Genomic DNA, 25,116 nt, shown 5'->3' on the forward strand with positions numbered 1-25,116 from the left:
CGGCGGCCCAGACCAGCCCGCCGCCCCAGTCCAGCAGCAGCCGGGCCCCGAAGGCTTGCCGCAGCGCCGCCGCCACGGCCGGCCCAGCCTGCGGGCGGACGGAGAGGCGCCAGACCGCCTCCTCCTCTCCCACCGCCCCCAGCGGCACGGCATCCCGCACCCCGCGCCACAGCGCCGCCGAAGCCTCCGCTTCCAGCATGGTCACCGTGCCGAAGCGCTCCAGCAACGCGCGCAGGGCGCTGCTCCGGTGCGGCAGAAACTCGAAGAAATCCTCCAGCCGCAGCAGGGCGGTGGGGCCGGCCAGGCCATGCTGCGCATCGCCCTCCGGCAGCAGCGCCGCGCCGGTGACGCCGAAGGGGCTGCCCAACCCGGCCGAGAGCGCCGCCACGCCCTGGGCCAGCGATTCCACGGCGATCGCCAGGGTCGCCTGCGTCTCGGCGCGGGGAAGCACCTTCAGGGTGATCTCGGTCAGGATGCCCAGGGTGCCGTGGCTGCCGGCCAGCAGCTTGCGCAGGTCCAGCCCCGTGACATCCTTGTGCACCCGCCCGCCGGAGCGGACCACCTCCGCATGGCCGGTCACAGCCCGCACGCCCAGCACATGGTCCCGCGTGGCGCCGCTGGCAAAGATGCGGCGCGGGCCGGTGAGATTGGCGCCGACGATGCCGCCCAGGGTCGCCGGGGCCGTGGTGCCCATCAGCGTGGAAAAATCCGGCGGCTCGCCGATCAGCATCTGGCCGCGCTCGGCCAGGGCGGCCTCGATCTCCGGGATCGGCGTGCCGGCGCGGGCACTGAGCACCATCTCCTGCGGCTTGTAGAGCGTGATGCCGGCCAGCGCGCGGGTGGAGAGCCCGCGCGCCGCCTGCACCGGCCGCAGGCTGGCGCGCTTGGTGCCATGGCCTTCCACCGCCAGCGGCGCGCGATCCGCCACCGCCGCGCGCACCGCCTCCACCACGCCGGCCTCATCGGCCGGGCAAAGCAGCCCGCTCAACGGGAGAGCGCCGGGTTGCCGGCCAGCGGGAAGACCTTGGCCGGGTTCAACAGCCAGCCGGGGTCGAAGGCGGATTTGATGCGGCGCTGCTGCTCCAGTTCCTGTTCGGTGAACTGCACCGGCATCAGGTCGCGCTTCTCGACGCCCACGCCATGCTCGCCGGTGAGGCAGCCGCCGACCTCGACGCAGAGCTTCAGGATATCGGCGCCGAAGGCCTCGGCCTTGCGGAAGCTTTCCGGGTCATTCGCATCGAACATGATCAGCGGGTGCAGATTGCCGTCCCCGGCATGGAAGATATTGGCCACCTTCAGACCGTAGCTGTCCGACATCTCGCCCATCCGGCGCAGCACATTCGGCAATTCTCCGGTGGGGATGGTGCCGTCCATGCAGAGGTAATCCGGGCTGATCCGCCCCACCGCGCCGAAGGCACCCTTGCGGCCCTTCCAGATCGCCAGCGATTCCTCCGCCGTCTCCGCTACCCGCAGCGAGATCGGGTCGAAGCGCGCGCAGATGTCCTTCAGTTTGCCGAGCAGGAAGTCCTGTTCGGCGGCATTGCCCTCGACCTCGATGATCAGCATGGCCTCGGCATCCAGCGGGTAGCCGGCATGCGCGAAGGCCTCGCAGGCATGGATGGCGGGCCTATCCATGAATTCCAGGGCCACCGGAATGATGCCGCTGGCGATGATGGCATCCACCACCTCCCCCGCCACCTCGTTGGAGCGGAAGGCGCCCAGCATGGCCCGCGCCCCCTCGGCCGCACGCAGGATGCGCACCGTGACCTCGGTGACGATGCCGAGCTGCCCCTCGCTGCCGGTGATCAGCCCCAGCCAGTCATAGCCGGCGGAATCGAGATGGGCGCCGCCGATGTCGATCACTTCGCCCTCGATCGTCACCAGCTTCACGCCTAGCAGGTTGTTGGCGGTGACGCCGTATTTCAGGCAATGCGCCCCGCCCGAATTCATCATGACATTGCCGCCGATCATGCAGGCGAGCTGCGAGGACGGGTCCGGCGCATAGAAGAAATTCTCGGCCGCCACCGCCTGGGTGATGCCGATATTCGTCACCCCCGCCTGCACCACGGCGAAGCGGTCGGCGTAATCGACCTCCAGGATGCGGTTCATGCGCATCAGGCCGATCACCACCCCATCCTCCAGCGGCAGGGCGCCGCCGGAAAGGCTGGTGCCGGCGCCGCGCGGCACGATGCGGATGTTGTTGGCGTGGCAATAGCGCAGCACCGCCGCCACCTGCTCCGTGGTCTCGGGCAGCACCACGGCCAAGGGCGGCTGGCGGTAGGCGGAAAGCCCGTCCGTCTCATAGGGCTTCAGGCGGATAGGGTCACCGATCACCCCTTCCCCACGCGGGCCGCCGGGCACGATGGCACGCAGCGCCGCCAGGATCTCGCCACGGCGGGCGAGCACGGACATATCCGGCGCGGGCAATGCGATCATGGCGTTCCATCCTGCGTCTTTGGATGGAAGGATGGCGCCGCACCCTGGCGCAGACAAGCAGGCACGAAAAAAGGCGCCGCGGGGAAACCCCATGGCGCCTTGTTTCTGCCGAAGACCTCCGCCCACGCGGGGCGGAGTTCCCGCAATCAGCCCTGACGGGCCTTCATGCGGGGGTTCTTCTTGTTCAGCACGTACAAGCGGCCGCGGCGGCGGACCACCACGCAGTTCTTGTCGCGCGTCTTGGCGGACTTCAAGCTGTTACGGATCTTCATGGCCAACCTCGTCGCGAGGGGGCGGGCTTTAGGGGCTGCGGCGGCGAGAGTCAACCGCTGAAGCCCAATCTTCTGCGCCCACCGCCCTTTCAGCGGCGCGGTGGCGGCGCGGGAGGGTTCGGCCCCTGGCGGCGGCGCCAGGTCTCGCTGGCCATCCGCCCCACCATGCGCAGCAGATCGCCCTTCCAGCCACCGAGGCCGACGCGGTGCATCGCCCGGTGCCTTTGCCGCGCCATGGCGCCATTCACCAGCGCCCGCGCGATGCGCCCGATGCCACCTGCCATGTCGCTTCTCCTTTCTTCATCCAGGCAGAAAAGAAACGCGTCGGCTGGCGTCAGGTTACCAGTTTTTCATGCCGTTCCGACATCAGGCAGGCCGTCACCGCCTCGCTGATCACCGGCGCCAGGCTGCGGAATTCCGCAGCGCGTGGGGAGCGGGGGCGCCAGGCCAGCCCGAGGCTGCGGCCGGCCATCCGCCCCGGCGGCGCCTCGACCGGGCGCAGCACCACGGAAGTGCCGGCCAGCACCCCGCCCGCCACCGCCAGCCGTGGCAGCAGCGTCACGCCCAGCCCGCCGGCCACCATCTGCACCAGGGTATGCAGGCTGGTGGCGGCAAAGGCGCCATCCACCCCCGCCCCCGGCAGCTCGCAGGCGGAGAGTGCCTGGTCCCGCAGGCAATGCCCGTCCTCCAGCAGCAGCATCCGCTCCCCGCCCAGGGCGGAGAGCGGGATCTGCGGCTGTTGCAGCAGGCGGTGCTGCTGCGGCAGCGCGGCCAGGAAGGGGTCCTCGGCGATCCGCAGGGTTTCCAGCTCCGGCAACGGCACCGGCAGCGCCAGCAGCAGCAGGTCCAGCCGGCCGCCTTGCAGGTCCTCGGCCAGCCGGCTCGTCAGGTCTTCCCGCAGCCAGAGATGCAGGCGGGGAAAGGCACGGCGCAGCGCCGGCATCAGCCGCGGCAGCAGAAAGGGCCCGATGGTGGGGATGATGCCGAGTCGCAGCGGGCCGGTCATCGGGTCCCGCGCCGCCGAGGCGGTTTCCGCCACCGCCGAAAGCGCCGCCAGCGCGGTTCGCGCCCGCCCCACCAGTTCCAGCCCCAGCGGGGTGAAGACGGGGCGCTTGGCTGGCCCACGCTCTAGGATCGCGGCATCGAGCTGGCGTTCCAGGGCGATGATGCCGGCGGAGAGGGTGGATTGCGTCACCGCGCAGGCCGCTGCCGCCCGGCCGAAATGGCCCAGGTCGGCCAGGGCGACCAGGTAGCGGAGCTGTTGCGGGCTGGGCAGCGGGACCATCGATTGAGCCAATCGTTCTGTCGAAAACAATTCATTGGCACATATGTGCACTGCACACCATAACTACGCCGCTGGCGGAAACAGCTTCAGCTGGGCCGCCGCTCCTGAGCCATCAGATTTAGGGATCACCGCATGCTGACCGTTGGCGACAAGTTTCCGTCCTTCAAGCTGACCGCCGTCAAGGGCGGCCCGGAGGGTCTCGAGGGCCCGGGCAAGTCCTTCACCGAGATCTCCAACGAGTCCGATGCCGGCAAGTGGAAGATCGTCTTCTTCTGGCCCAAGGACTTCACCTTCATCTGCCCGACCGAGATCGCGGCCTTCGGCAAGCTGAAGGGCGAGTTCGAGGACCGTGACGCGGTGCTCTACGGCGCCTCCACGGACAGCGAGTTCGTGCACCTGAACTGGCGCGTCCACAACAACGACATCCGCGACCTGCCGATCGCCATGCTGGCGGACACCAAGCGTGAGCTGTCCTCCGCGCTCGGCATCCTCGACAAGAACGAGGGCGTCGCGCTCCGCGCCACCTTCATCGTCGACCCCGAGGGCACCATCCAGTGGGCCTCGGTGAACGGCCTGAACGTCGGCCGCAACCCGCAGGAAGTGGTGCGCGTGCTGGACGCGCTGCAGACGGACGAGCTCTGCCCCTGCAACTGGAACAAGGGCACCGACACCCTGAAGCCGCAGGAACTGTTCCAGGCCGCCTGATCCCGGCAGCCTGACAGGCAACTCCGGCGGGGCATCTCCTGCCCGCCGGCGTCAGCCCGCGCCCCACAGGCCCATTGTCCCATGGGCGGGGCGCGGTGCGCCGAACCGGCCGCCACCACCGCACGGCCGGCTCCGCCCACCGCAACAACCCGAAGCCCCCGAGACCGGAGAAGATCTTCGCATGTCGCTGGAAGCCCTGCGTAACCGCCTGCCCGAATATGCCAAGGACCTGAAGCTGAACCTGGGCAGCCTGTCGACCGAGCCGGTGCTGGACCAGCAGAAGCTCGCCGGCACCTTCGTGGCCAGCGCCATCGCCAGCCGGAATGCCGAGGTGATCAAGGCCCTGGTCGCCGAATTCGGCCCGAAGCTGTCGCCCGAGGCGCTGACCGCCGCCAAGGCCGCCGCCGCCATCATGGGCATGAACAATGTCTATTACCGCTTCGTGCACCTGGTGGGCGGCGACTACGCCACCCTGCCCGCCAAGCTGCGCATGAACGTGATCGGCAAGCCTGGTGTCGAGAAGGTCGATTTCGAGTTGTGGTCCCTGGCGGTCTCCGCCATCAATGGTTGCGGCATGTGCATGGAAAGCCACGAGAAGGTGGTGAAGCACGGTGGCCTGACGACGGAACAGGTCCAGGCCGCTGTCCGCATCGCTTCCGTCGTGCATGCGGTGGCCGGCGTCCTGGAAGCCGAGGACGCGCTGGCGGCCTGAAATCCCGGCGGCACCAGCCGCACCGATCTGTGAAGGCAAAAATACACAAGGCCCGCATCCTGCGGGCCTTGTTCGCGTTCAAGGGGTGGAAGGCGCGAAATGGTATGCGCAACCCGCATCCAGCCTTGCGTTTTGCGCATCGGGATTTTGTGTTGCAGCGCGAAAAACCACTTGCACACGAACGACCTGATGCGTAAGTTCCTTCTCGCAGCAACGCACTGCGTTGTTGTCTTTCTTGGACGTTTCCTCCCTAAACTCGGCGGTGCTTCGGCACCGCCTTTTTTTTGCCTATGCGCCTGGGTGGTGGCTCAGCGGCCCCAGACCTCTTCCTCGCTCCAGCCGAGTTCCGCGAATTCCGTGGCCCGCAGCGGCGCCTCGCCTTCCGGGAAGAATTCATCGAGCTGCGGCGGCTTCACCGAAGTGCCGCTCAGCATCGCATGCGCCTGGCCCCGGTGATGCACCTGGTGCTGGAAGAGATGCAGCAGCAGCCGGTCCGCCCTGTCCCGTTGCACATGGCTTCCGCGATGCACCGCCACGATCCGTGCCGCCCCCTCATCCCCCAGCGACTCGCAGAAGGCGACCAGCCGGCGATCCACCGCCGCCTGGGCGGGCCGCAGTTCCGCCAGCCTCGGGCACGGAACGCGGTCGGTGAAGGCGGCGGGGCCGAGCGTGCCGCCTTCCATCGCATCCACATAGAAGCGGTCCACGATCAGGATATGGTTCAGCGTGGCCTGGATGGAGGGGAAGAAGCCCACCCGTTCCGCCTCGAACTCCGCCTGGCTCAGCCCGGCGCAGGCCGCCAGCAGGCGGTGGTTGGCCCAGGCATTGTTGAAGGCCATGGCCCGCAGGGCCAGTGCCAGGGAAGGCGGTGCCGTCATGCCCTTCTCTCCCGTCCGCCCGGGGGCGGCGTCAGCCGCGCAGCAGGCTCCAGTCCGCGCCGGCGAGGCGCGCGATCAGCAGCGTCAGATCCTCCCGGAGCCGCGCCATGGCGGGCAGGCGCTCGATGGTGGCCTCGTTCATGTAGAGGCCGCGTGCCAGCTCGATCTGCAGCACATGCACCCGCTCCCGCGGCCGGCCGTAATGGCGGGTGACATAACCGCCGGCATAAGGGTCGTTGCGCTTCACCCGGTAGCCGAGCGAGCCTAGCGTTTCCTCCACCAGCCGCACCGCGCGGGGGGCGCAGGCGGTGCCATGGGCATCGCCCAGCACCATGTCCGGCGCGCTCTGGCCATGCATCGGATGCGTCGGCATGGAATGGCAGTCGATCACCAGGCAGCAGCCGAACTGCGCCTTGGTTTCGGCGATCAGCCGGCTGAGCGCGGCATGGTAGGGGTGCCAGCAGCGCTGGATGCGCGCCTCCACCACCGGAAAGGACAGGCGGTGCCGGTAGACCGGCTCCCCGGAGGCAACGATGCGCGCCACGGTGCCGAGTCCCGCGCCCACGCGCGGGCTGGCGGTGTTCACCCAGGGCGGCAGCGGCCCGTCGAACATGGCCGGGTCCAGTTCCCAGGCCTCGCGGTTGGCGTCGCAGTAAACGCGCGGAAAGGTCGCGGCCAGCAGCGGCGCGCCATGCTCGGGCGCCGCGCCGAACAGCTCCTCCACGAAACTATCCTCGGAGCGGCGGACGGAGAGCGGGTCCAGCCGGCTCTCGGCCAGGAATTCGGGTGGATAGAAGCGGCCGGAATGCGGCGAGGCAAAGACCAGCGGCGCCGTCTGGCGGGACGGGCGGGAGAGCAGGACGGGGCCGGGGCGGTCTTCCTCGGCAGTGACCGAAAGCGGGAGATCCATTGTGCTGGACATATCAAGCCATAGCCTTCCGTCGCTGTCACCGGCCCGGCATGACGATTCCTGCCGATCCCCCCTTGCCACCCCGTCATGGCCGGGCTAGAGACGGCGCCCTACCGGATGGGCGCGTAGCTCAGCGGGAGAGCGTCCCCCTGACACGGGGAAGGTCACAGGTTCAATCCCTGTCGCGCCCACCATCCGGTTCTCTCCATCAAAATTCGCATGATCCTCGGGCCCACCGCCTTTCGGCAGCGGGCCCTTGTCGCGTTTCAGCCCAGCGGCTGCGGCAGGGTCAGGCCATATTGCGCGCCCAGCTCCTGCAAGGGGCCGGTGATGCGCTCGGCCAGCGGCACGCCCTTGGCCTGCGCCTCGCGCTTCAGCGCCAGCCCCTTCTGGCCCGGCACCCGCACCGGCGGCATGCCCGGGCGTGGTGCTGCGGCGCGGCAGAGCTCGGCGGTATGGCCGGTCTGGCGGCGGAAGGCGTCGAGCCCGGCGAAGGCCGCCGGGTCCAGCACCTGGATGAACAGCGCGGCGCGCATGCCCACCGTGCCCTCGATGCGGCCATGGCCGGAAAGGCCCTGGGTCAGCGCCTCGGTCATCAGCGCCTGGGCGTAGCCCTTCTGGCCATGGTCCATGCCGCCGGTGGGCAGGATGGTGCCGCCCTCGGCCAGCACGGCGGGGTCGTTGGAGGGGTTGCCCTCGGCATCCATCAGCCAGTTATGCGGGAACTTGGTGCCTTCCTTGGCCATGCGCTGGCTGAGGTTGGCGGTGGTGATGGAGGCGCTGATATCCAGCACTACCGGGTCGCCGCTGGTGGGCCAGCCGGCCGAGACCGGGTCGGGCGAGAGCACGCCCTGCTTGGCGCCGAAGGGCGCGACGGAAGCGTTGTTGGGCGCGCTGCTGTGCACGATGGCCATCAGCCCGCGCTCGGCGGCGCGCAGCGGATAGACCGCGAGGCAGCCGATATGGTGGCTTTCCGCGATGGCGACCGAGACGGTGCCGTATTGCCCGACCCGCTCGAAGGCCAGGTCCAGCGCCTTGAACACCAGCCAGCCGCCGGGCAGGCCGCGGCCGTTCCAGGCCAGGCTGGCGCCACGGTCGGACAGCACTTCCGGCTCGCCATCCTTGGCCAGGAAGCCCTTGGCGACATCGTCCAGGTATTTCGGCACCAGCGCCAGGCCATGGGTGACATGGCCGAGCAGGTCGGCCTCCACCAGCACTTCCGCCACCGTGGCGGCCTTGTCCGGCGCCAGGCCGGCGGCGGCGAAGAGATCGGTGGCGAAGCCGCGCATCGCGTCGGCGTCGTAGCGGGAGTCGCTCATCCTGTGTTCCGGACCTTTCGTGGGTTTCCTGCCTGGCAGGATGCACGCCCCCTGCCCGGCGGGCAAACCCGGCCCGGCCTCAGCCGGCGCCGAAGACCTCTTCCCAGCAGGCGCGCAGCGCCGCATCCACCTCGTCCATCGTCGCGGTGACGCCGAGGTCCCAGAGGCTGGTGACGCCATGCTCGCTGATGCCGCAGGGCACGATGCCGCCGAAGTGGCTGAGGTCCGGCTCCACGTTCAGCGCGATGCCGTGCCAGCTCACCCAGCGGGTGACGCGCACGCCGATGGCGCCGATCTTGGACTCCCCGCCCCGCTTCGGGTCCGCCACCCAGATGCCGACGCGCCCTTCCCGCCGCTCGCCCCGCACATTGAAGCGCTCCAGCGTGCGGATCATCCATTCCTCCAGCGCGTGGACATAGGCGCGGATGTCGCGGGCCGGCACGGTGCCGTGCGGGCGCGTCAGGTCCAGCATCACATAGGCCGTGCGCTGGCCGGGGCCGTGATAGGTCCATTGCCCGCCACGCCCGGCATGGAAGGTGGGGAAGCGCGCCTCGGTCAGCCCCTCGGGCGTGGCGGAGGTGCCGGCGGTATAGGTGGGCGGGTGTTCCACCAGCCAGACCCGCTCGGCGGCCTCGCCGGCGCGGATGGCGGCGATGCGCGATTCCATGGCCGCCAGGGCGGCGGGATAGTCGGTCAGCCCTTCCTCCACCCGCCATTCGAGGGGTCGGGTGGGGGCTGTTGCAAGAATATCGTCGGTCATGCTCAGTCGGGTTGTTGATGCCGGAGGAAAGCTGGGGTATAGCCCGCCCCCTACCGTTGACTAACCCGTATGCGGCCATGGCGGAATGGTAGACGCGTCAGCTTGAGGTGCTGGTGGGGGCAACCCCGTGGAAGTTCGAATCTTCTTGGCCGCATTTTCCCTGCTTTAATTAGCCCCGCTACAATCCCGGTTCCGGGGCCCATAGAGGTGCCCCGATGGACGAAGACTTCCGAAAAGCCGCGCTCGACTATCACCGGCTGCCGCGGCCTGGGAAGCTCAGCGTCGAGGCCACCAAGCGCATGGCCACCCAGCGGGACCTGGCGCTGGCCTATTCCCCCGGCGTCGCCGCCGCCTGCGAAGTCATCGCCGCCGACCCCGCCGCCGCCTATGACATGACGACGCGCGGCAACATGGTCGCGGTCATCACCAATGGCACCGCCGTGCTGGGCCTCGGCGCCATCGGCGCGCTGGCCTCCAAGCCGGTGATGGAAGGCAAGGCGGTCCTCTTCAAGAAGTTCGCCGGCATCGACTCGATCGACCTGGAGGTCGAGGAGCGCGACCCGCAGAAGTTCATCGAGGCCGTGGCGGTGCTGGAGCCCTCTTTCGGCGCCATCAACCTGGAAGACATCAAGGCGCCCGAGTGCTTCGTCATCGAGCAGACGCTGCGCGAGCGGATGAAGATCCCGGTCTTCCATGACGACCAGCACGGCACCGCCATCATCGTCGCCTCCGCCGTCCGCAACGGCCTTCTGCTGCAGGGCAAGCGGCTGGAGGACGTGAAGATCGTCACCTCCGGCGGCGGCGCGGCGGCCCTGGCCTGCCTGGACCTGCTGGTGGCGATGGGCGCGAAGCGCGAGAACATCACGGTCACCGACATCAAGGGTGTCGTCTACCTCGGCCGCAACGAGCTGATGGACCCCTACAAGGACCGCTACGCGCGGGAGACCGGGGCGCGCACCCTGCAGGACGTGCTGCCCGGCGCCGATGTCTTCCTGGGCCTTTCCGCGCCCCGCGTGCTGAAGCCGGAATGGCTGCCGTTGCTGGCCGAGCGCCCGCTGGTGCTGGCGCTGGCCAACCCCGAGCCCGAGATCCTGCCCGAGGCCGTGCGCGCCGTGCGCCCGGATGCCATCGTGGCCACCGGGCGGTCGGACTACCCCAACCAGGTCAACAACGTCCTCTGCTTCCCCTTCATCTTCCGTGGCGCGCTGGATGCCGGTGCCACCACGATCAACGAGGAGATGAAGGTCGCGGCGGTGGAGGCCATCGCCCGCCTCGCCCGCATCGAGGCCAGCGAGGTGGTGGCGGCGGCCTATGGCGGCGCCGCGCCGACCTTCGGGGCGGATTACATCATCCCCAAGCCCTTCGACCCGCGCCTGATCCTGGAGATCGCCCCCGCCGTGGCCCGTGCCGCGATGGATTCCGGCGTCGCCACCAGGCCCATCGCGGATTTCAACGCCTACAAGGAGGTGCTGGAGCGCTTCGTCTACCGCTCCGGCGACCTGATGCGCCCGGTGGTCTTCGCCGCCAAGAAGCAGCCGCGCCGCGTGGTTTATTCCGAAGGCGAGGACGAGCGCGTGCTGCGCGCCGTGCAGACCGTGCTGGACGACGAGATCGCCGAGCCCGTGCTGGTCGGCCGGCGCGAGGTGATCGCCGCCAAGGTCCGCGCCATGGGGCTGCGGATGGATCTGGAAGAATCCGTGAAGGTGGTCGATCCCGCCCAGGACACGGATGTGATCGAGCCGCTGATCGAGGTCTTCCGCCGCAAGGTGGCCCGGCGCGGCGTGCCGGTGGACAGTTGCGAGCGCTGGGTGCGCACCCGCCCCTCCACCGCGGCCGCCCTGCTGCTGGAAACCGGCCAGGTGGATGCCGCGCTGACCGGCGGCCTGGGCGAATGGATGCGCCAGTGGCACCAGGCCTATAGCGTCATCGGCAAGCGGGAGGACGTGGACCGCGTTTATGCCATGACGGGCGTGATCCTGCCCGCCGGCACGCTGTTCTTCGTGGACACCCACCTGCTGGTGGAGCCCACGGCCGAGCAGATCGCTGAGATGACGGTGCTGGCCGCCGAGCAGGTGCGGGCCTTCGGCATGACCCCCAAGGCGGCGCTGCTGTCGCATTCCAACTTCGGTGCCAGCCAGGCACCTTCCGCCCGCAAGATGCGGGAAGCGCTGCGCCTGATCCGCGCCCGCGCGCCGGAGCTGGAAGTGGATGGCGAGATGCATGCCGATGCCGCCCTGGTGCAGGCGGTGCGGGAGAAGGCGGTACATGACAGCCCGCTGACCGAGGGCGCCAACCTGCTGGTCTTCCCCAACCTGGATGCCGCCAATATCGCCTATAGCCTGGTGAAGGCCACGGGCGACGGGTTGCAGATCGGCCCGGTGCTGCTGGGCATGCGCAAGCCCATCCATGTGCTGGTGCCCAGCGTCACCGCGCGCGGCATCGCCAACCTGACGGCCCTGGCGGTGACCCAGGCCGCCAACGGCCAAGGCAACTGAGACACGGCCGGGGGGAGCACCATGCCCCCCCGGCCCCACTCGAAGAAAAAGAAGGGGGTCCGGGGGAATTCATTCCCCTGGCCTTCCGCCCTCCCCCGGCCACTGGAAGCCACCGCCCCGGCAGGCCATCTTCCTTGCATGGCTCAGCTTCCGACCCGCCCCGCCTCGGCCGCCGTTGCCGCCTTCCTGGACAAGGCAGCCACCGTGCCGGCGCTGCGCCCCGCCGTGCACCGCCCTGGTCGGCTGATCTTCGCGGTGGACGCCACCGCCAGCCGCCAGCCAGGCTGGGACATGGCCTGCCAGCTTCAGACCGAGATGTTCCAGGCCGCCGCTGCGCATGGCGGGCTGGAGGTCAGCCTGGCCTATTACCGCGGCTTCGGGGAATTCGCCGCCACGCCTTTCCTGGCCGATGGCGCCGCCCTCGCGCGCCGGATGGCGGGGGTGCAATGCCTCGGTGGCCAGACGCAGATCGGCAAGGTGCTGGACCATGCGCTGCGCGAGGCGGCGCGGGAGCGGCTGCATGCCCTGGTCTTCGTCGGCGATGCGGTGGAGGAGCCGCCCGACCCGCTTTGCCACCAGGCCGGCCAGCTCGGCCTGCGCGGCACCCCGGCCTTCGTGTTCCAGGAAGGGCATGACAGCCGCGCCGCCACGACCCTGAAGCAATTGGCCACGCTTTCCGGCGGCGCCTATGCGCCCTTCGATGCCGGCAGCGCCGCCGCGCTGCGGAACCTGCTGCGGGCCGTGGGCGCCTATGCCGCCGGCGGCACGGCGGCGCTGGCGCGGCTCGATAGCCCCGCCGCCCGCGCGCTGATGGCGCAACTGCCGCCCCCCAAGGCCAAGCCGGGCCCATGATCTGGCTGGCTGGCGCCATTGGCGCGCTGCTGCTGGCCTGGCTGCTGCTGCGGGCCCTTGCCACGGCCAGCGTGGCGCAGGTGAAGCGGGGCGTGCTGTGGTTCCTGGCCGGGATGCTGCTGGCCGGCGTGGCGGTGCTGCTGCTGACCCGCCGGCTGCCCCAGGCCTTGGGGCTGCTGCTGCCGCTGATGCCGCTCCTGCTGCCGGCGGTGCGGCGCTGGCTGGCCCGCCGCCGCTTCGGCGCCACCCCGCCGGACCAGGGCGTCTCCACCCTGGAGACCGCCACCCTGGCGATGCGGCTGGACCAGGCCAGCGGCACGCTTTCCGGCCGCGTCCGCGCCGGCCCCTTCGCGGGGCGGGAGCTGGGGGAGATGGCGCTGGAGGATTGCCTCGCCCTGCTGGCCCAGTGCCATGTCGAGGACCCCGAGAGCGTGCCGCTGCTGGAAGCCTGGCTGGACCGCACCGCCCCCGGCTGGCGCCAGGCCTCCTCCGGCGCCGGCATGGACCGCGCCGAGGCCCTGGCCCTGCTGGAGCTGGCGGAAGGCGCCACGCCCGAGCAGATCCGCGCCGCGCACCGCCGCCTGATGCGGCAGGCGCATCCCGACCGGGGCGGCGATTCGCGGCGGGCGGCGCGGTTGAATCAGGCGCGGGACCTGCTGCTGAAGTCCCAACAATGAATCAAAGCGCGGCCTTTGCGTTTTTTCCGGAAAATTTCTCTACATTAGCGTGTTACCGGCCAGGGTCCGGCGATTGCCGGCTACCCGCCCCCATGGCAATGCTGCGCCAAGGCCACGATTCCGCCATCCAGGCGCGCTAATGTCGGCGACGCGACAGTGAAGAAGAGGAACTTGCACCGGTGTTGAAACCGCTGAAGAAGGCCGTACTGCCCGTTGCCGGCCTTGGCACCCGCTTCCTGCCCGCCACCAAGGCCCTGGCCAAGGAGATGCTGCCGGTCGTCGACAAGCCGCTGATCCAGTATGCCGTGGACGAGGCGCGCGAGGCGGGCATCGAGCAGTTCTGCTTCGTTACCGGCCGCGGCAAGACCGCGATCGTCGAGCATTTCGACGTGGCCTACGAGCTTGAGCGCACCCTGATCGAACGCGGCAAGGAGAAGGAGCTGACCGCGCTGCGCGACCAGTCCGTGCAGCCCGGCTCCATCACCACCGTGCGCCAGCAGGTGCCGATGGGCCTGGGCCATGCCATCTGGTGCGCCCGCACCTTCATCGGCGACGATCCCTTCGCCATCCTGCTGCCGGACGACCTGATGCAGTGCAAGGTGAGCTGCACCAAGCAGCTGGCCGATGCCTATATGGAAACCGGCGGCAATGTGGTGGCCGTCGAGGAAGTGCCGATGGAGCGCGTCAACAAGTATGGCGTGCTGGACATCAAGGAAGACAAGGGCCGCCTGGTCTCCGTGAAGGGCCTGGTGGAGAAGCCGCCGATCGACAAGGCGCCTTCCAACCTCACCGTCATCGGCCGCTATGTGCTGATGCCCGAGGTCGTGCCCTTCCTGGCCCTGATGGAAAAGGGTGCCGGCGGCGAGGTGCAGCTCACCGACGCCATGGCCAAGCTGATCCCGACCCAGCCCTTCCACGGGCTGCGCTACGAGGGCCGCCGCTTCGACTGCGGCGACAAGACCGGCTTCCTGGAAGCCCAGATCGCCTTCGCGCTGGATCGTCCCGATCTGGCGGATGCCGTGCGTTCCTTCCTCCCCCGCTACGTCTGAGGCCCAACCAGGATGCGAGTCGCAATGATCGGGGCCGGCTATGTCGGCCTCGTCTCCGGTGCCTGCTTCGCCGAGTTTGGCGTGGATGTCTGCGTGGTCGATACCGACCCGAGCAAGATCGAGGCGCTGAAAGCCGGGCGCATCCCCATCTATGAGCCGGGCCTCGACCGGCTGGTGGAGGAGAATGCCCGCGAGGGGCGCCTGACCTTCACCACCGAGCTGAAGGAAGCGATCCACGGCGCCGATGCCGTCTTCCTGGCCGTCGGCACCCCCACCCGGCGTGGCGACGGCCATGCCGACCTGACCTATGTCTTCGCCGCCGCCGAGCAGGTGGCGAAGGCCGCCGAAGGTCCGCTGGTGCTGGTGACGAAGTCCACCGTGCCGGTCGGCACCGGCGCCAAGGTCAAGGAGATCGTCCGCCGGGTGCGGCCGGAGCTGGAGATCGAGGTTGCCTCCAACCCCGAATTCCTGCGCGAAGGCAATGCCATCGGCGACTTCATGCGGCCGGACCGCGTGGTGATCGGCGTGGATTCGGAGCAGGCGGCCAAGGTGCTGAAGCGCCTCTACCGCCCGCTCTACCTGATCGAGACGCCGGTGGTGCAGACCTCCATCGAGACGGCCGAGCTGATCAAGTATGCCGCCAATGCCTTCCTGGCGGTGAAGATCACCTTCATCAACCAGATGGCCGACCTTTGCGAGAAGGCCGGCGCGAACGTCCATGACGTGGCGCGCGGCATGGGGCTCGATGGCCGCATCGGCCGCAAGTTCCTCCATGCCGGCCCGGGCTATGGCGGTTCCTGCTTCCCCAAGGACACGCTGGCCCTGGCCCGCACGGCGCAGGAGCTGGGCGCCCCGGCCACCATTGTCGAGCAGACCATCGCCGCCAATGACGCCCGCAAGGAACAGATGGCGCAGCGCGTCATCGATGCCTGCGGCGGCAGCATCGAGGGCAAGACCGTCGCCGTGCTGGGCCTGACCTTCAAGCCCGAGACGGACGACATGCGAGACGCGCCCTCGCTGGTCATCGTGCCGGCGCTGGCGCAGGCGGGCGCCACCATCCGCGCCTATGACCCGCAGTCCGACCACGCCAAGCAATACATGCCGGATGGCGTGCATTTCGCGAAGAACGCGCTGGATGCGGCCAAGGGCGCCGATGCGCTGGTGCTGATCACGGAATGGAACGAGTTCCGCGCCATCGCCCCGGCCAAGCTGAAGAAGGCGATGCGCGGCGACGTGGTCTGCGACCTGCGTAATGTGTGGGACCCGGTGCAGATGCGGGAATGTGGCCTGGCCTATTCCTCCATCGGCCGCCCCTGATACCAGTAGAACCGAGGAACACCGGCATGACTGCCTTCCGGCATGACTTCCACCCGACCTCGCTGCGCGAATACGACATCCGCGGCGTCATCGGAAAAACCCTGTCGGGCGCGGATGCCTTCGCCATCGGCCGCTGCTTCGGCAGCATCGTGGCGCGGGAGGGCGGCAAGAAGGTGGTCGTCGGCTATGACGGCCGCCTGTCCTCGCCGGAGCTGGAAACCCAGCTCGTTGCCGGCCTCGTCGCCTGCGGGCTGGAAGTGGCGCGCATCGGCTGCGGCCCGACGCCGATGCTCTACTTCGCCTCCTATGAGCTGAAGGCCGATGGCGCCGTGATGGTGACCGGCAGCCACAATCCGCCGGACTACAACGGCTTCAAGATGATGCTGGGCAAGAAGCCCTTCTTCGGCCAGCAGATCCAGCAGATCGGCCAGATGGCCAGCAGTGGCGACGTGGTGCCGGAAGCTTCCGGCTCCTCCACCGAGGTCGATGTCTCGGATGCCTATGTCGCGCGCCTGCTGAAGGACTATGACGGCGGCGACCGCGCGCTGACCGTGGTCTGGGACCCCGGCAATGGCTCGGGCTCCGAGATCACCAAGCGGCTGGTGGCCAAGCTGCCGGGCAAGCACACCGTCATCAATGGCGAGATCGACGGCCGCTTCCCCAACCACCATCCCGACCCCACCGTGCTGAAGAACCTCGAGCAGATCATCGCCGAGGTACGGAAGCAGGGCGCCGACCTCGGCATCGCCTTCGACGGCGACGCCGACCGCATCGGCGCCGTGGATGGCGAGGGCAACATGCTCTTCGGCGACCAGCTCCTGGTGGTGCTGGCGCGGGACGTGCTGAAGAACCATCCGGGCGGCACCATCATCGCCGATGTGAAGGCCTCCCAGGTGCTCTTCGACGAGGTGGCCAAGGCCGGCGGCAATCCGCTGATGTGGAAGACCGGCCACTCGCTGATCAAGGCCAAGATGGCCGAGACGCAGTCGCCGCTGGCGGGCGAGATGTCGGGCCATATCTTCTTCAACGACAAGTGGTACGGCTTCGACGACGCGCCCTATTCCGCCGTGCGCCTGCTGGGCATCGTGGCGCGGGCCAGCGAGAGCCTGGCGCAGATGCGCGACGCGCTGCCCAAGGTGATCAACACGCCGGAGCTGCGCTTCAACTGCCCCGATGAGCGCAAGTTCGGCGTGATCGAGGAAGTGAAGGCCCGCCTCGCCACCTCCGGCGCCAAGGTGCAGGACGTGGATGGCGTGCGCGTGCTGACCGAGGATGGCTGGTGGCTGCTGCGCGCCTCCAACACCCAGGCGGTGCTGGTGGCCCGTGCCGAGGCCAAGAGCGAGGAAGGGCTGGAGCGCCTGAAGAAGCTGCTGGCCGAGCAGGTCGAGGCTTCCGGCCTGCAGGCCCCCGACTTCTCGGGCGAGAACGCCGGGCACTGAGCCCGGCAGCGGCGCCCCGCTTCACCAGCGGGGCGCCGGCCGCTCGCGGCCCTTAGGCCGCGAAAGCCTTGGGGTAGCCGAAGAGCCCCACGGCGCCGCCGGTGTGGATGAAGACCACGTTCTCATCCTTCTTGAACTGGCCCTTGCCGATCAGGTCGATCAGCCCGGCCATCCCCTTCCCTGAATACACGGGGTCGAGCAGGATGCCTTCCTTTTCCGCCAGCAGCTTCACCGCCTCGACCATGCCTTCGGTCGGGATGCCGTAGCCCTGGCCGACATAGTCGGTATTGGCCACCACATGCTCGGCCTTCACGATGCCGGGCAGGCCCAGATGCTCGGCCACGCGCTCGGCCAGGGCCAGCACATTGGCTTCCTGCTTCGCCTTGGGGGCGCGCACGCCGATGCCGAGCACGGGGATATTGGCATTCAGCGCCACCAGGCCAGTGACCAGCCCCGCCTGGGTGCCGGCGCTGCCCGTGGCATGCACCACATGGTCGATCCGCAGGCCCATCTCGGCCGCCTGCGCCACCAGCTCCAGCGCCGCGTTCACATAGCCCAGCGCGCCCACGGGGTTGGAGCCGCCGCCGGGGATGACATAGGGCTTGCGGCCCTTGCCGCGCAGTTCCACGGCCAGGACCTCCATCTCCGCCTGCATGTCGGCACCGCCGGGGCGGTGGGAGATCTCGGCGCCATGCAACTGGTCCAGCAGCACATTGCCGGACTGGGTATAGGCCTCGTCCGTGAAGCCCGTGCGGTCTTCCAGCAGGATATGGCAGGCGAGGCCGAGCTTGGCCGCCGCCGCCGCCGTCTGCCGCGCGTGGTTGGACTGGGTGGCGCCCTGGGTGATGACGGTATCGGCGCCCTGGGCCAGGGCATCGGCCATCAGGAATTCCAGCTTGCGGGTCTTGTTGCCGCCGGTGGAAAGCCCGGTGCAGTCGTCGCGCTTGATCCAGAGCTTCGGGCCGCCGAGGTGGCGGGAGAGGTTCTCCATCGGCTCCAGCGGCGTGGGCATATGGCCGAGGCGGATGCGGGGGAAACGGGCGAGATTCATGCGTTCTTTGGCCTTGCCGTGGACGTGCGCCGCAAGGCTAACCGCTGGCCCCCGCCGCGCCAACCGGGGCCGCCGCAGGCTATTGCGGATGCACCGGCGGCACGCGCTGCCAGCCCTTCGGCTGCCGCACCTTCTCCCGCCTGAAGGTGAGGATGCCGGAGAGAATGATGATGGCGACGCCCAGCGCCATCACCGGGTCCAGATGGTCGCCGAAGATCAGCCAGCCCAGGATGATGGCCCAGATCATCTGGCTGTATTGCGCCGGCGCCACCAGGCTGGCCGGGATGCGGGCGGAGGCCAGCATCACCAGGATATTTCCCGCCGCCATCAGCAGCCCATAGCCCAGCAGCCAGACCCATTGCATCGGCGTGGGCCAGGTGAAGTCCGGCAGCATCAGCAGCCCCGCCCCCGCCACCGGCCCGATCAGCCCGGCGCCATAGAGCGACATGCGCGTCTCGCTTTTGCCGAAGGCGCGCATCGTCACCACCGTGACGGCACCCGAAAGCCCGCCTACCACCGCGCCCAGGTGGCCGATGTTCAACTCGCGAAAGCCCGGCCGCAGCACAACAAGAACGCCGACGAAGCCCATCAGCACCGCGCCCCAGCGCCGCCAGCCCACCGGCTCCCGCAGGAACAGCACGGAGAGGATGGTCACGAAGGTCGGCATCAGGAAGAGCAGGCAGAAGGCCTCGGCCATGGAGAGATGCGTGAAGGCCGTGACGCTACCGACACTGCCGGTCAGCGCCGTGCCCGCGCGCAGGAACCACATGCCGCGCCGGTGCGCGCGGAAGACATCGCCGAAGCGCTCGCCGGGGCGGCGCACCAGCGGCAGCGCCAGCACGCCGGAAAGCGCGCCGAAGAACACCGCCTCATAGGCGCTAAGCGTGCCATGCAGCAGCTTCACCGAGGCATCGCTGACCGCGTAGGCGGAATAGGCGAGGAAGGCCAGCAGGATGCCCTGCGGCATGGATCGGTCCATCGGGTGGGAAAGCCTGATCGGAGATGGGAGCGGCGGGCCGCGCGTTGCCCAGGGTTTCCCCGGAAACCGCGGGGGCCGCCAGCCTCCGAATCATGACATTTCGCCAGCGGCGGGGGAGACTGCGCGCCCTGTCACCGCAACGGCACGCGGCGCCCTGGCTTCACGGCCACGTTACCGCTAGCCTGCGCAGGAACCGCTGGAGCCGCCCCGATGCCCCAACGCCCGCCCGCCGAGCCCGGCATGCCTGAGGATGAGGTCGATACTCCCGCCCTGATCCTCGACCTCGATGCCTTCGAGGCCAATCTGGACGCCATGGCCGCCTTCCTGGCGCCCACCGGGGCGAAGCTGCGGGCCCATGCCAAGACGCATAAGTCGCCGGTGGTCGCGCTGCAGCAGATGCGGCGCGGCGCGGTCGGTCAATGCGTGCAGAAGGTGGCGGAGGCCGAGGCCCTGGCCTGGGGCGGCGTGCCCGATATCCTGGTCAGCAACGAAGTCGTCTCGCCACGCAAGCTGGCGCGGCTGCTGGCGCTTTCCGGCATCAGCCGTGTCGCGCTCTGCGCCGATTCGGAAGCCGGGGTGGCGCTGGCGGAGCAGGCTGCCGAGGCGGCCGGGCAGCGGCTGCGGCTGCTGGTGGAAGTGGATGTCGGCGCCGGCCGTTGCGGCGTGACGCCGGGGCCGGAGGCCGTGGCCCTGGCCCAGCGGATTGCCGCCAGCCCGCACCTGATCTTCGGCGGCTTGCAGGCCTATCATGGCAGTGCCCAGCACCAGCGCGCGCCGGAACAGCGCGCCGCCACCATCGCCAGCGCGGTGGAACACACCCGCCGCACGGTGGAGCAGCTGCGCCAGCAGGGCCTGTCCTGCGAGATTGTCGGCGGCGCCGGCACCGGCACCTTCCCGCATGAGGCGACCAGCGGCGTCTTCACCGAGATCCAGGCCGGTTCCTATGCCTTCATGGATGCCGATTACGCCGCCAACCAGGATGCGCCGCCCTTCCAGCACGCGCTCTTCGTGCTCACGCAGGTGATGAGCACGCCGCGCGACGGGCTGGTGGTGGTGGATGCCGGCCACAAGGCGGCGCCCACCGATTCCGGCTTCCCCAAGGTCTGGCGGCGGCCGGGGCTGCGCTATGCCGGCGCCTCGGACGAGCATGGCAATGTTCTGGTGGAAGGCGGCACGGCGCCGAAACTGGGGGAGACGCTGCGGCTGGTGCCCGGCCATTGCGACCCCACGGTGGACCGCTTCGACTGGTATGTCGGCACCCGCAAGGGCCGGGTGGAATGCCTTTGGCCGGTGGCCGCGCGCGGAGGCATGCAGTGAGGGGCGAGCAGCATCGACATTTCGCGCCTTTCGTCAAGCAACATAATGGGTGCCTCTGTGTTCTTTCCTCAGACCATTGAACGCGAGGCCGAAGCGCCCGCCACACCGGGAGACCGCCGCATGTTCATCGCGCCCTTTACCCGCCTGACAACGCTTGACCTTTCCGACGCCTCCCGCCTTGGCACCAAGGAGGCCGAGCGTCAGGCCGCCCTGCTGCGCGTGCCCGGCCATCCCGAACAGGGTGAGCCACGCCACGACGACCTGCTGTCCCGCCCTTATCAGCCGGCCAATCCACCGGCCTGCAACGACGCAGGCTGATCACCTCTCCCCCGTCGCCGCGCGACGGGGATGGCCCGGAATGCCGGCAGCGCCCCCCTCCGGCATCAAGCTTCGCGCCTGGTCCGCACCCACTCCTCAGCATCGGTTTCCCCCGCCTTTCATCCCGGGCGCGGCCTTTGGGGCCCCGCCTGCCGCCGGGCAGGGCCATCCGCCCTTCTTGGCGCGAGATCCGCCCTTGACCCGGCGCGCCGGGCGGCGCATCGCCTTCTGTTCCCTCTCCGCCCCCTTGAAAGGCCCGAACCCGAATCCATGCTGGCTCTGCGCGTCATCCCCTGCCTGGACGTGAAGGACGGCCGCGTCGTGAAGGGGGTGAATTTCGTCGCCCTCCGCGATGCCGGCGACCCGGTGGAACAGGCCCGCGCCTATGACCGGGAAGGCGCCGATGAGATCACTTTCCTCGACATCGGCGCGACGCATGAGAACCGCGACACGATGTATGACGTGATCGCCCGCACCGCCGCCGAGGTCTTCATCCCCCTCACGGTGGGCGGCGGCGTCCGCAGCGTCGAGGATGTGCGCAAGCTGCTGCTGGCGGGTGCTGACAAGGCCAGCATCAATTCCGCCGCCGTGACCGACCCCGACCTGGTGCGCCGCGCGGCCGAGGCCTTCGGCAGCCAGGCCATCACGGTGGCCATCGACGCCCGCCAGGTCTCCCCCGGCCAGTGGGAGGTCTTCACCCATGGTGGCCGCAAGGGCACCGGCATCGATGTGCTGGAATGGGCCAAGCAGGTGGCCAGCCTGGGCGCGGGGGAGCTGCTGGTGACCTCCATGGACCGGGACGGCACCAAGGCCGGCTTCGACCTCGACCTGCTGCGCGCCATCCGCGCCGCGGTGCGGCTGCCACTGGTGGCCTCGGGCGGGGTGGGGAATGTGGAGCATTTCATTGAGGGCGCGCGCGCCGGGGCCACGGGCCTGCTGGCCGCGAGCGTCTTCCATTACGGGGAAATGCGCATCGCCGATGCCAAGGCGGCGCTGGCCGCCGCCGGCCTGCCGGTGCGCCCGCTGACCGATCGCAGGAAAGTCGCCTAAGCAATGGCCAAGGACGTGAAGAAAAAGGCGGCCGCGAAGCCCGCCGCCAAGAAGCCGGCGAAGAAGCTGGTCACCAAGAAGAAGGTTGCCCTGCCCCTGCCTGCCGCGCTGCCGTCGCCGGCCGCGTCCGCCAAGCCGCGCAAGTCGGTGAAGAAGGTCGAGGCACGCCATCTGGCGCCGCTGGAGGTGCCATCCACCGGCGATGTGGATGTGCTCCGCCGGCTCTGGGACACTATCGAGGGCCGCCGCGTCTCGGGCGATACCACCATTTCCCATTCCGCCCGGCTGCTGGCGCGCGGCACCGCCAAGGTGGCGCAGAAGCTGGGCGAGGAAGCGGTGGAATGCGTGATCGAGGCGACGCAGGGCAACCGTGAAGCGACGGTGCTGGAAAGCGCCGATCTGGTATATCACCTGCTGGTGGTCTGGGTGGATGCCGGCATCCGGCCGGAGGAAGTCTGGGCCGAGCTGGTGCGGCGGGAAGGCATTTCCGGCATCGCCGAGAAGGCGGCCCGCCCCAAGGGCATCGTCCGCGCCGCCCAGACCACGAAAATCCCCTAAGCACAGAGGATCGCCAGCCATGCCCGTCTCCGGCCGCCCCCCTTACGACGACGGCAATATCTTCGCCCGCATCCTGCGCGGCGAGATCCCGGCGCGGAAGGTGCACGAGGATGACCACGCCCTCGCCTTCCACGACATCGCGCCGCAGGCGCCGGTGCATGTGCTGGTGATCCCGAAGGGCCCCTATGTCTCGGCGGCCGATTTCTCCCTCCAGGCGGATGCCGAGGCCGTGGCCGGCTTCTGGCGCGCGGTGGCCGAGACGGCGCGCAAGCTGGGGCTGGAGGATGCCGGCTACCGTCTGCTGACCAATATGGGCCATGACGCGGGGCAGGAAGTGCCGCATTTCCACGTGCATATCTTCGGCGGCGGCCCGCTGGGGCCGATGCTGGCGCGGCGGGCTTGAACCATCGGGTTATCGGCTCCATCCATTAAGACATGGATGCTGATTCCGCTGCCGCTGAAGCTCGCGCCGCCCTGACCGCCGCCGGGCAGATGCCGGATGCGGAGCTGGACCTTGCCGGCGTCGCGCTGCAATTCGCCCGCATCGATGCGCCGGAGGCCGACTGGCAGGGCGCCGCCGCGCATCTCTCCGACCTCGCCCGCCAGGCCGTGGCCGCCGCCACGGCCGACCGCATCGCCGATGCGGGGGATGCCGTCCGCCGGGCGGAGGTGCTGGCCGGCGTGCTGGCCCGCTTCGGCTACGAGGGCGACGAGGTCACCTATGACGACCCGGCCAATGCCAACCTGATCCGCGTCACGCAGCGCCGGCGCGGGCTGCCGGTGGCGCTGGGGCTGCTCTGGCTGCATGTGGCGGAAGCCGCCGGCTGGGGCGCCTATGGCCTCGATTTCCCCGGGCACTTCCTGCTGGGCCTGGAAGGCCGGCGGGGCGCCACGGTGGTGGACCCCTTCCATGGCGGGCTGGTGCTGGAGGCCCCCGCCCTGCGCCTGCTGCTGAAGCGCATGGAAGGCGAGCAGGCGGAGCTGCGCCCGGGCGTGCTCTCGGCCGTGGGCAAGCGCTCGGTGCTGCTGCGGCTGCAGAACAACATCAAGCTGCGCCGGCTGCGGGACGGCTCGCTCGATGGCGCGCTGACCTGCACCGAGGACATGCTGCGCCTGGCGCCCGAGGAAGCCGCCCTGTGGCGGGAGGCCGCGGTGATGAACCAGCGGCTGGACCGCATCGGCCAGGCGCTGGCCTGCCTGGAGCGCTTCCTGTCCCTGGTGCCGGACGGCGAGGCCGCCGCCCGCGCCCGCGCCATGGCGGCGGAGCTGCGGCAGCGGCTGAACTGAGCTATTCCGCCAGCCCCAGGGCTTCCAGGTAAGCGGCGCCGGCCGGCACCTCGGCCTGGTCGCGCAGTTCCAGGATCAGGCGCGGCATCTCCGGCAGCGCGGCCAGGGCGCGGAAGACCGCCGCCCAGCGGATGCTGCCGTCGCCCGGCTTCCAGTGGCGGTCGGCGAAGCCCTCGCTGTCCTGGATATGCACGTGCCGCAGCGCCGCGCCGGCCGCCTTGACGTAGTAGTCCACCGGCGGCGCGCCCGTGCTGACATGGGCGTAATGGGCGTGGCCGGTATCGATCGAGACCTGCACCGCCGTGCTGTTGAAGGAAGCCGCCAGGGCCACGCGGGCGGCGGGGTCCTTGTCCTCGATATTCTCCAGCACCAGGGTGCAGCCCATGGCCTCGGCCCGCGCCAGCGGCTCCCGCAGCGTCTGGTGCACGCGCTCCACCTGCTTCGCGCGGGCGTCGCGGTGGTTGTCGAGGTTGTTGTAGTCCCAGGTGCTGAAGGGCGAATGCACCACCATCTGGTCGGCGCCCACGGCCTCGCAGACCTCCAGCCCCTGCAGCAGCCGGCGCGAGACCACGGCGCGGATGGTGGGGTCGTCGGAATCGATCTTGAAGCCCCAGAAGGGCCCGTGCAGCCCGCGCCGGCCCCGGTGCCCGTCCAGCGCCCGGCGGACCTGCGCCGCCAGCGGCTGCCAGTCGCCATCCAGCACCTCCGCGGTGGTGAAGTCCTGGATCTCCAGGTCGCGCTGCTTCTCCAGCAGCCAGTCGCGGTGTGTGCCCAGGCCCGTGAGCGTCAGGGCCGCGCCCAGCAGGGGCCGCGTGTGGCTGGTCATGCCGATCCATCTCCGTCGCATATCCGCCGCCCAAGCGGAAGCGGGGCGGCAGGCGGGCTATGGAAGCCCCATGCGACGGTTCCGCGACGCTGCCGCGAAAGATGGATGACAAAGCCGGCCCGTGCGGGGCCTCAGTTGATCTCCTCGGTGGGGGAGACGCCCCAGATCTCGCTGCGGCGCAGCCAGCCGCCCTGGTCGCCGACCCGCACCTCGCACCAGGTGCTGTCGGCCGGGCAACGGCGGATGCGCCCCACCACGCCGGGCATCAGATGCGCCACGATGCTGCTCTCGGCCGAGGCGGCGCTGCGCAATTCCCGCTGCTGCTGCCCCACCACCACCATGGTGCGGCGGCCCGCCAGGGTGGACTGATGCACCCAACCCTCGGTGCCCTCCATGTCGCGGATGCGGCGCCACTGGTTGTATTCGCGCAGCACCTCCACCGGCAGGTCGCGCCGCTGGTAGGTCCATTCGATGGGGAAGCGCGTATCGGGGCCGATGCGCAGGTTCACCTCGTCCGAGCGCAACGCCACGAAGCGCGGCACCGGCAGGCCGGTGACGCTGCCGACATTGGGCGTGGCATCCGGCGGCGGCTCGGCCGGCGGCGGCGGCGCGGCGGGGGCGGCC

27 protein-coding genes and 2 tRNA genes are annotated in these 25,116 nt (G+C 69.6%); 16 read left to right on the plus strand and 13 right to left on the minus strand.

Going from position 1 to position 25,116, the window contains the following annotated elements; genetic code table 11:
* The 5 genes from IBL25_RS13505 to IBL25_RS13525 all read right to left on the minus strand — a co-directional run.
* Positions 1-988: FAD-binding protein (locus IBL25_RS13505; RefSeq protein ID WP_187779070.1), on the minus strand; the 988-nt coding region annotated here is incomplete at its 3' end.
* Entirely contained in the window at positions 985-2,436 is a 1,452-nt protein-coding gene (locus IBL25_RS13510; RefSeq protein ID WP_187779071.1) for an FAD-linked oxidase C-terminal domain-containing protein, read from the minus strand. The genes IBL25_RS13505 and IBL25_RS13510, both read right to left, overlap by 4 nt.
* Before the next feature lie 146 nt (positions 2,437-2,582).
* Complete coding sequence (ykgO, locus tag IBL25_RS13515) at positions 2,583-2,708, minus strand: type B 50S ribosomal protein L36 (RefSeq protein ID WP_007003646.1); 126 nt, start codon at positions 2,706-2,708, stop codon at positions 2,583-2,585.
* A gap of 89 nt (positions 2,709-2,797) precedes the next feature.
* Entirely contained in the window at positions 2,798-2,992 is a 195-nt protein-coding gene (locus IBL25_RS13520) for a hypothetical protein (RefSeq protein WP_187779072.1), read from the minus strand.
* 50 nt (positions 2,993-3,042) lie between these two features.
* Positions 3,043-3,993, minus strand: coding sequence for a LysR substrate-binding domain-containing protein (locus IBL25_RS13525; RefSeq protein WP_187779073.1), 951 nt, complete (start codon positions 3,991-3,993; stop codon positions 3,043-3,045).
* Between the two features lie 132 nt (positions 3,994-4,125).
* Here IBL25_RS13525 and IBL25_RS13530 point away from each other — a divergent pair, with 132 nt between their 5' ends.
* Both IBL25_RS13530 and IBL25_RS13535 read left to right on the plus strand, forming a co-directional pair.
* Positions 4,126-4,698 (plus strand): peroxiredoxin, encoded by a 573-nt coding sequence (locus IBL25_RS13530; RefSeq protein ID WP_187779074.1) that lies wholly within the window; start codon positions 4,126-4,128, stop codon positions 4,696-4,698.
* Positions 4,699-4,879: 181 nt separating this feature from the next.
* The gene (locus tag IBL25_RS13535) at positions 4,880-5,410 is read left to right on the plus strand and encodes a carboxymuconolactone decarboxylase family protein (protein WP_187779075.1); all 531 of its coding nucleotides are present in this window, start codon (positions 4,880-4,882) and stop codon (positions 5,408-5,410) included.
* 308 nt (positions 5,411-5,718) lie between these two features.
* On the opposite strand, the gene IBL25_RS13540 is transcribed toward IBL25_RS13535, so the two are convergent.
* Entirely contained in the window at positions 5,719-6,288 is a 570-nt protein-coding gene (locus tag IBL25_RS13540) for a DinB family protein (protein WP_187779076.1), read from the minus strand.
* Positions 6,289-6,319: 31 nt separating this feature from the next.
* The gene (locus IBL25_RS13545) at positions 6,320-7,210 is read right to left on the minus strand and encodes an N-formylglutamate amidohydrolase (protein WP_238940411.1); all 891 of its coding nucleotides are present in this window, start codon (positions 7,208-7,210) and stop codon (positions 6,320-6,322) included.
* 107 nt (positions 7,211-7,317) lie between these two features.
* Here IBL25_RS13545 and IBL25_RS13550 point away from each other — a divergent pair.
* A tRNA-Val gene (locus IBL25_RS13550) sits at positions 7,318-7,392 on the plus strand.
* Positions 7,393-7,464: 72 nt separating this feature from the next.
* Here the strand turns inward: IBL25_RS13550 and IBL25_RS13555 are convergent.
* On the minus strand, positions 7,465-8,517 hold the full coding sequence (locus IBL25_RS13555) for an Ldh family oxidoreductase (RefSeq protein WP_187779077.1): 1,053 nt from the start codon (positions 8,515-8,517) through the stop codon (positions 7,465-7,467).
* A gap of 79 nt (positions 8,518-8,596) precedes the next feature.
* The gene (gene lipB, locus IBL25_RS13560) at positions 8,597-9,277 is read right to left on the minus strand and encodes a lipoyl(octanoyl) transferase LipB (protein WP_187779078.1); all 681 of its coding nucleotides are present in this window, start codon (positions 9,275-9,277) and stop codon (positions 8,597-8,599) included.
* Between the two features lie 71 nt (positions 9,278-9,348).
* Here lipB and IBL25_RS13565 point away from each other — a divergent pair.
* The 7 genes from IBL25_RS13565 (at position 9,349) to pgmG (ending at position 17,106) form a co-directional block, all read left to right on the plus strand.
* Positions 9,349-9,431 (plus strand) — tRNA-Leu (locus IBL25_RS13565).
* Between the two features lie 61 nt (positions 9,432-9,492).
* Positions 9,493-11,772 carry an NADP-dependent malic enzyme gene (locus tag IBL25_RS13570; protein WP_187779079.1) on the plus strand — a complete coding sequence of 760 codons (2,280 nt, stop codon included), beginning with the start codon at positions 9,493-9,495 and terminating at the stop codon, positions 11,770-11,772.
* Between the two features lie 138 nt (positions 11,773-11,910).
* On the plus strand, positions 11,911-12,624 hold the full coding sequence (locus IBL25_RS13575) for a vWA domain-containing protein (protein ID WP_187779080.1): 714 nt from the start codon (positions 11,911-11,913) through the stop codon (positions 12,622-12,624).
* On the plus strand, positions 12,621-13,301 hold the full coding sequence (locus tag IBL25_RS13580; RefSeq protein ID WP_187779081.1) for a J domain-containing protein: 681 nt from the start codon (positions 12,621-12,623) through the stop codon (positions 13,299-13,301). The genes IBL25_RS13575 and IBL25_RS13580 overlap by 4 nt, the downstream gene beginning before the upstream one ends.
* A 179-nt stretch (positions 13,302-13,480) precedes the next feature.
* Positions 13,481-14,350, plus strand: a complete 870-nt coding sequence (gene galU, locus IBL25_RS13585; RefSeq protein WP_187779082.1) for a UTP--glucose-1-phosphate uridylyltransferase GalU — start codon at positions 13,481-13,483, stop codon at positions 14,348-14,350.
* Between the two features lie 12 nt (positions 14,351-14,362).
* Entirely contained in the window at positions 14,363-15,667 is a 1,305-nt protein-coding gene (locus IBL25_RS13590) for a UDP-glucose dehydrogenase family protein (RefSeq protein ID WP_187779083.1), read from the plus strand.
* Positions 15,668-15,693: 26 nt separating this feature from the next.
* On the plus strand, positions 15,694-17,106 hold the full coding sequence (gene pgmG / locus IBL25_RS13595; protein WP_187779084.1) for a phosphoglucomutase/phosphomannomutase PgmG: 1,413 nt from the start codon (positions 15,694-15,696) through the stop codon (positions 17,104-17,106).
* 52 nt (positions 17,107-17,158) lie between these two features.
* On the opposite strand, the gene cuyA is transcribed toward pgmG, so the two are convergent.
* Both cuyA and IBL25_RS13605 read right to left on the minus strand, forming a co-directional pair.
* The gene (gene cuyA / locus IBL25_RS13600) at positions 17,159-18,157 is read right to left on the minus strand and encodes a D-cysteate sulfo-lyase (RefSeq protein ID WP_187779085.1); all 999 of its coding nucleotides are present in this window, start codon (positions 18,155-18,157) and stop codon (positions 17,159-17,161) included.
* 79 nt (positions 18,158-18,236) lie between these two features.
* Entirely contained in the window at positions 18,237-19,136 is a 900-nt protein-coding gene (locus IBL25_RS13605) for a DMT family transporter (RefSeq protein ID WP_187779086.1), read from the minus strand.
* A gap of 210 nt (positions 19,137-19,346) precedes the next feature.
* Here IBL25_RS13605 and IBL25_RS13610 point away from each other — a divergent pair, with 210 nt between their 5' ends.
* The 6 genes from IBL25_RS13610 (at position 19,347) to IBL25_RS13635 (ending at position 23,666) form a co-directional block, all read left to right on the plus strand.
* A complete protein-coding gene (locus IBL25_RS13610) occupies positions 19,347-20,453 on the plus strand; it encodes a DSD1 family PLP-dependent enzyme (RefSeq protein ID WP_187779087.1) in 1,107 nt (368 codons plus the stop codon).
* Between the two features lie 120 nt (positions 20,454-20,573).
* A complete protein-coding gene (locus tag IBL25_RS13615; protein WP_187779088.1) occupies positions 20,574-20,771 on the plus strand; it encodes a hypothetical protein in 198 nt (65 codons plus the stop codon).
* Between the two features lie 270 nt (positions 20,772-21,041).
* Positions 21,042-21,821, plus strand: a complete 780-nt coding sequence (gene hisF, locus IBL25_RS13620; protein WP_187779089.1) for an imidazole glycerol phosphate synthase subunit HisF — start codon at positions 21,042-21,044, stop codon at positions 21,819-21,821.
* Positions 21,822-21,824: 3 nt separating this feature from the next.
* Positions 21,825-22,379 carry a phosphoribosyl-ATP diphosphatase gene (locus IBL25_RS13625; RefSeq protein ID WP_187779090.1) on the plus strand — a complete coding sequence of 185 codons (555 nt, stop codon included), beginning with the start codon at positions 21,825-21,827 and terminating at the stop codon, positions 22,377-22,379.
* A 19-nt stretch (positions 22,380-22,398) separates the two neighbouring features.
* Positions 22,399-22,782, plus strand: a complete 384-nt coding sequence (locus IBL25_RS13630) for a histidine triad nucleotide-binding protein (protein ID WP_187779091.1) — start codon at positions 22,399-22,401, stop codon at positions 22,780-22,782.
* 32 nt (positions 22,783-22,814) lie between these two features.
* A complete protein-coding gene (locus IBL25_RS13635; RefSeq protein ID WP_187779092.1) occupies positions 22,815-23,666 on the plus strand; it encodes a SirB1 family protein in 852 nt (283 codons plus the stop codon).
* A gap of 1 nt (position 23,667) precedes the next feature.
* Here the strand turns inward: IBL25_RS13635 and IBL25_RS13640 are convergent, their stop codons facing one another.
* Positions 23,668-24,492 (minus strand): sugar phosphate isomerase/epimerase family protein, encoded by an 825-nt coding sequence (locus IBL25_RS13640; protein ID WP_187779093.1) that lies wholly within the window; start codon positions 24,490-24,492, stop codon positions 23,668-23,670.
* A 131-nt stretch (positions 24,493-24,623) separates the two neighbouring features.
* The coding region (locus tag IBL25_RS13645; protein WP_367615605.1) for an SH3 domain-containing protein at positions 24,624-25,116 on the minus strand (493 nt) is incomplete at its 5' end.

It is taken from the genome of Pseudoroseomonas ludipueritiae (assembly GCF_014490445.1).
Lineage (GTDB): Bacteria > Pseudomonadota > Alphaproteobacteria > Acetobacterales > Acetobacteraceae > Pseudoroseomonas > Pseudoroseomonas ludipueritiae.

What these genes read in the sequence shown, in the direction of transcription:
- IBL25_RS13530 (WP_187779074.1), top strand. Translation starts at nt 4,126, where the DNA reads ATGCTGACCGTTGGCGACAAGTTTCCGTCCTTCAAGCTGACCGCCGTC.
- IBL25_RS13610 (WP_187779087.1), top strand. Translation starts at nt 19,347, where the DNA reads ATGCCCCAACGCCCGCCCGCCGAGCCCGGCATGCCTGAGGATGAGGTC.
- pgmG (WP_187779084.1), top strand. Translation starts at nt 15,694, where the DNA reads ATGACTGCCTTCCGGCATGACTTCCACCCGACCTCGCTGCGCGAATAC.
- IBL25_RS13580 (WP_187779081.1), top strand. Translation starts at nt 12,621, where the DNA reads ATGATCTGGCTGGCTGGCGCCATTGGCGCGCTGCTGCTGGCCTGGCTG.
- IBL25_RS13535 (WP_187779075.1), top strand. Translation starts at nt 4,880, where the DNA reads ATGTCGCTGGAAGCCCTGCGTAACCGCCTGCCCGAATATGCCAAGGAC.
- IBL25_RS13625 (WP_187779090.1), top strand. Translation starts at nt 21,825, where the DNA reads ATGGCCAAGGACGTGAAGAAAAAGGCGGCCGCGAAGCCCGCCGCCAAG.
- hisF (WP_187779089.1), top strand. Translation starts at nt 21,042, where the DNA reads ATGCTGGCTCTGCGCGTCATCCCCTGCCTGGACGTGAAGGACGGCCGC.
- cuyA (WP_187779085.1), bottom strand. Translation starts at nt 18,157, where the DNA reads ATGAATCTCGCCCGTTTCCCCCGCATCCGCCTCGGCCATATGCCCACG.
- IBL25_RS13570 (WP_187779079.1), top strand. Translation starts at nt 9,493, where the DNA reads ATGGACGAAGACTTCCGAAAAGCCGCGCTCGACTATCACCGGCTGCCG.
- IBL25_RS13520 (WP_187779072.1), bottom strand. Translation starts at nt 2,992, where the DNA reads ATGGCAGGTGGCATCGGGCGCATCGCGCGGGCGCTGGTGAATGGCGCC.
- ykgO (WP_007003646.1), bottom strand. Translation starts at nt 2,708, where the DNA reads ATGAAGATCCGTAACAGCTTGAAGTCCGCCAAGACGCGCGACAAGAAC.
- IBL25_RS13545 (WP_238940411.1), bottom strand. Translation starts at nt 7,210, where the DNA reads ATGTCCAGCACAATGGATCTCCCGCTTTCGGTCACTGCCGAGGAAGAC.
- lipB (WP_187779078.1), bottom strand. Translation starts at nt 9,277, where the DNA reads ATGACCGACGATATTCTTGCAACAGCCCCCACCCGACCCCTCGAATGG.
- IBL25_RS13640 (WP_187779093.1), bottom strand. Translation starts at nt 24,492, where the DNA reads ATGACCAGCCACACGCGGCCCCTGCTGGGCGCGGCCCTGACGCTCACG.
- IBL25_RS13630 (WP_187779091.1), top strand. Translation starts at nt 22,399, where the DNA reads ATGCCCGTCTCCGGCCGCCCCCCTTACGACGACGGCAATATCTTCGCC.
- IBL25_RS13635 (WP_187779092.1), top strand. Translation starts at nt 22,815, where the DNA reads ATGGATGCTGATTCCGCTGCCGCTGAAGCTCGCGCCGCCCTGACCGCC.
- IBL25_RS13525 (WP_187779073.1), bottom strand. Translation starts at nt 3,993, where the DNA reads ATGGTCCCGCTGCCCAGCCCGCAACAGCTCCGCTACCTGGTCGCCCTG.
- IBL25_RS13605 (WP_187779086.1), bottom strand. Translation starts at nt 19,136, where the DNA reads ATGGACCGATCCATGCCGCAGGGCATCCTGCTGGCCTTCCTCGCCTAT.
- IBL25_RS13590 (WP_187779083.1), top strand. Translation starts at nt 14,363, where the DNA reads ATGCGAGTCGCAATGATCGGGGCCGGCTATGTCGGCCTCGTCTCCGGT.
- IBL25_RS13555 (WP_187779077.1), bottom strand. Translation starts at nt 8,517, where the DNA reads ATGAGCGACTCCCGCTACGACGCCGACGCGATGCGCGGCTTCGCCACC.
- IBL25_RS13510 (WP_187779071.1), bottom strand. Translation starts at nt 2,436, where the DNA reads ATGATCGCATTGCCCGCGCCGGATATGTCCGTGCTCGCCCGCCGTGGC.
- IBL25_RS13615 (WP_187779088.1), top strand. Translation starts at nt 20,574, where the DNA reads ATGTTCATCGCGCCCTTTACCCGCCTGACAACGCTTGACCTTTCCGAC.
- IBL25_RS13575 (WP_187779080.1), top strand. Translation starts at nt 11,911, where the DNA reads ATGGCTCAGCTTCCGACCCGCCCCGCCTCGGCCGCCGTTGCCGCCTTC.
- IBL25_RS13540 (WP_187779076.1), bottom strand. Translation starts at nt 6,288, where the DNA reads ATGACGGCACCGCCTTCCCTGGCACTGGCCCTGCGGGCCATGGCCTTC.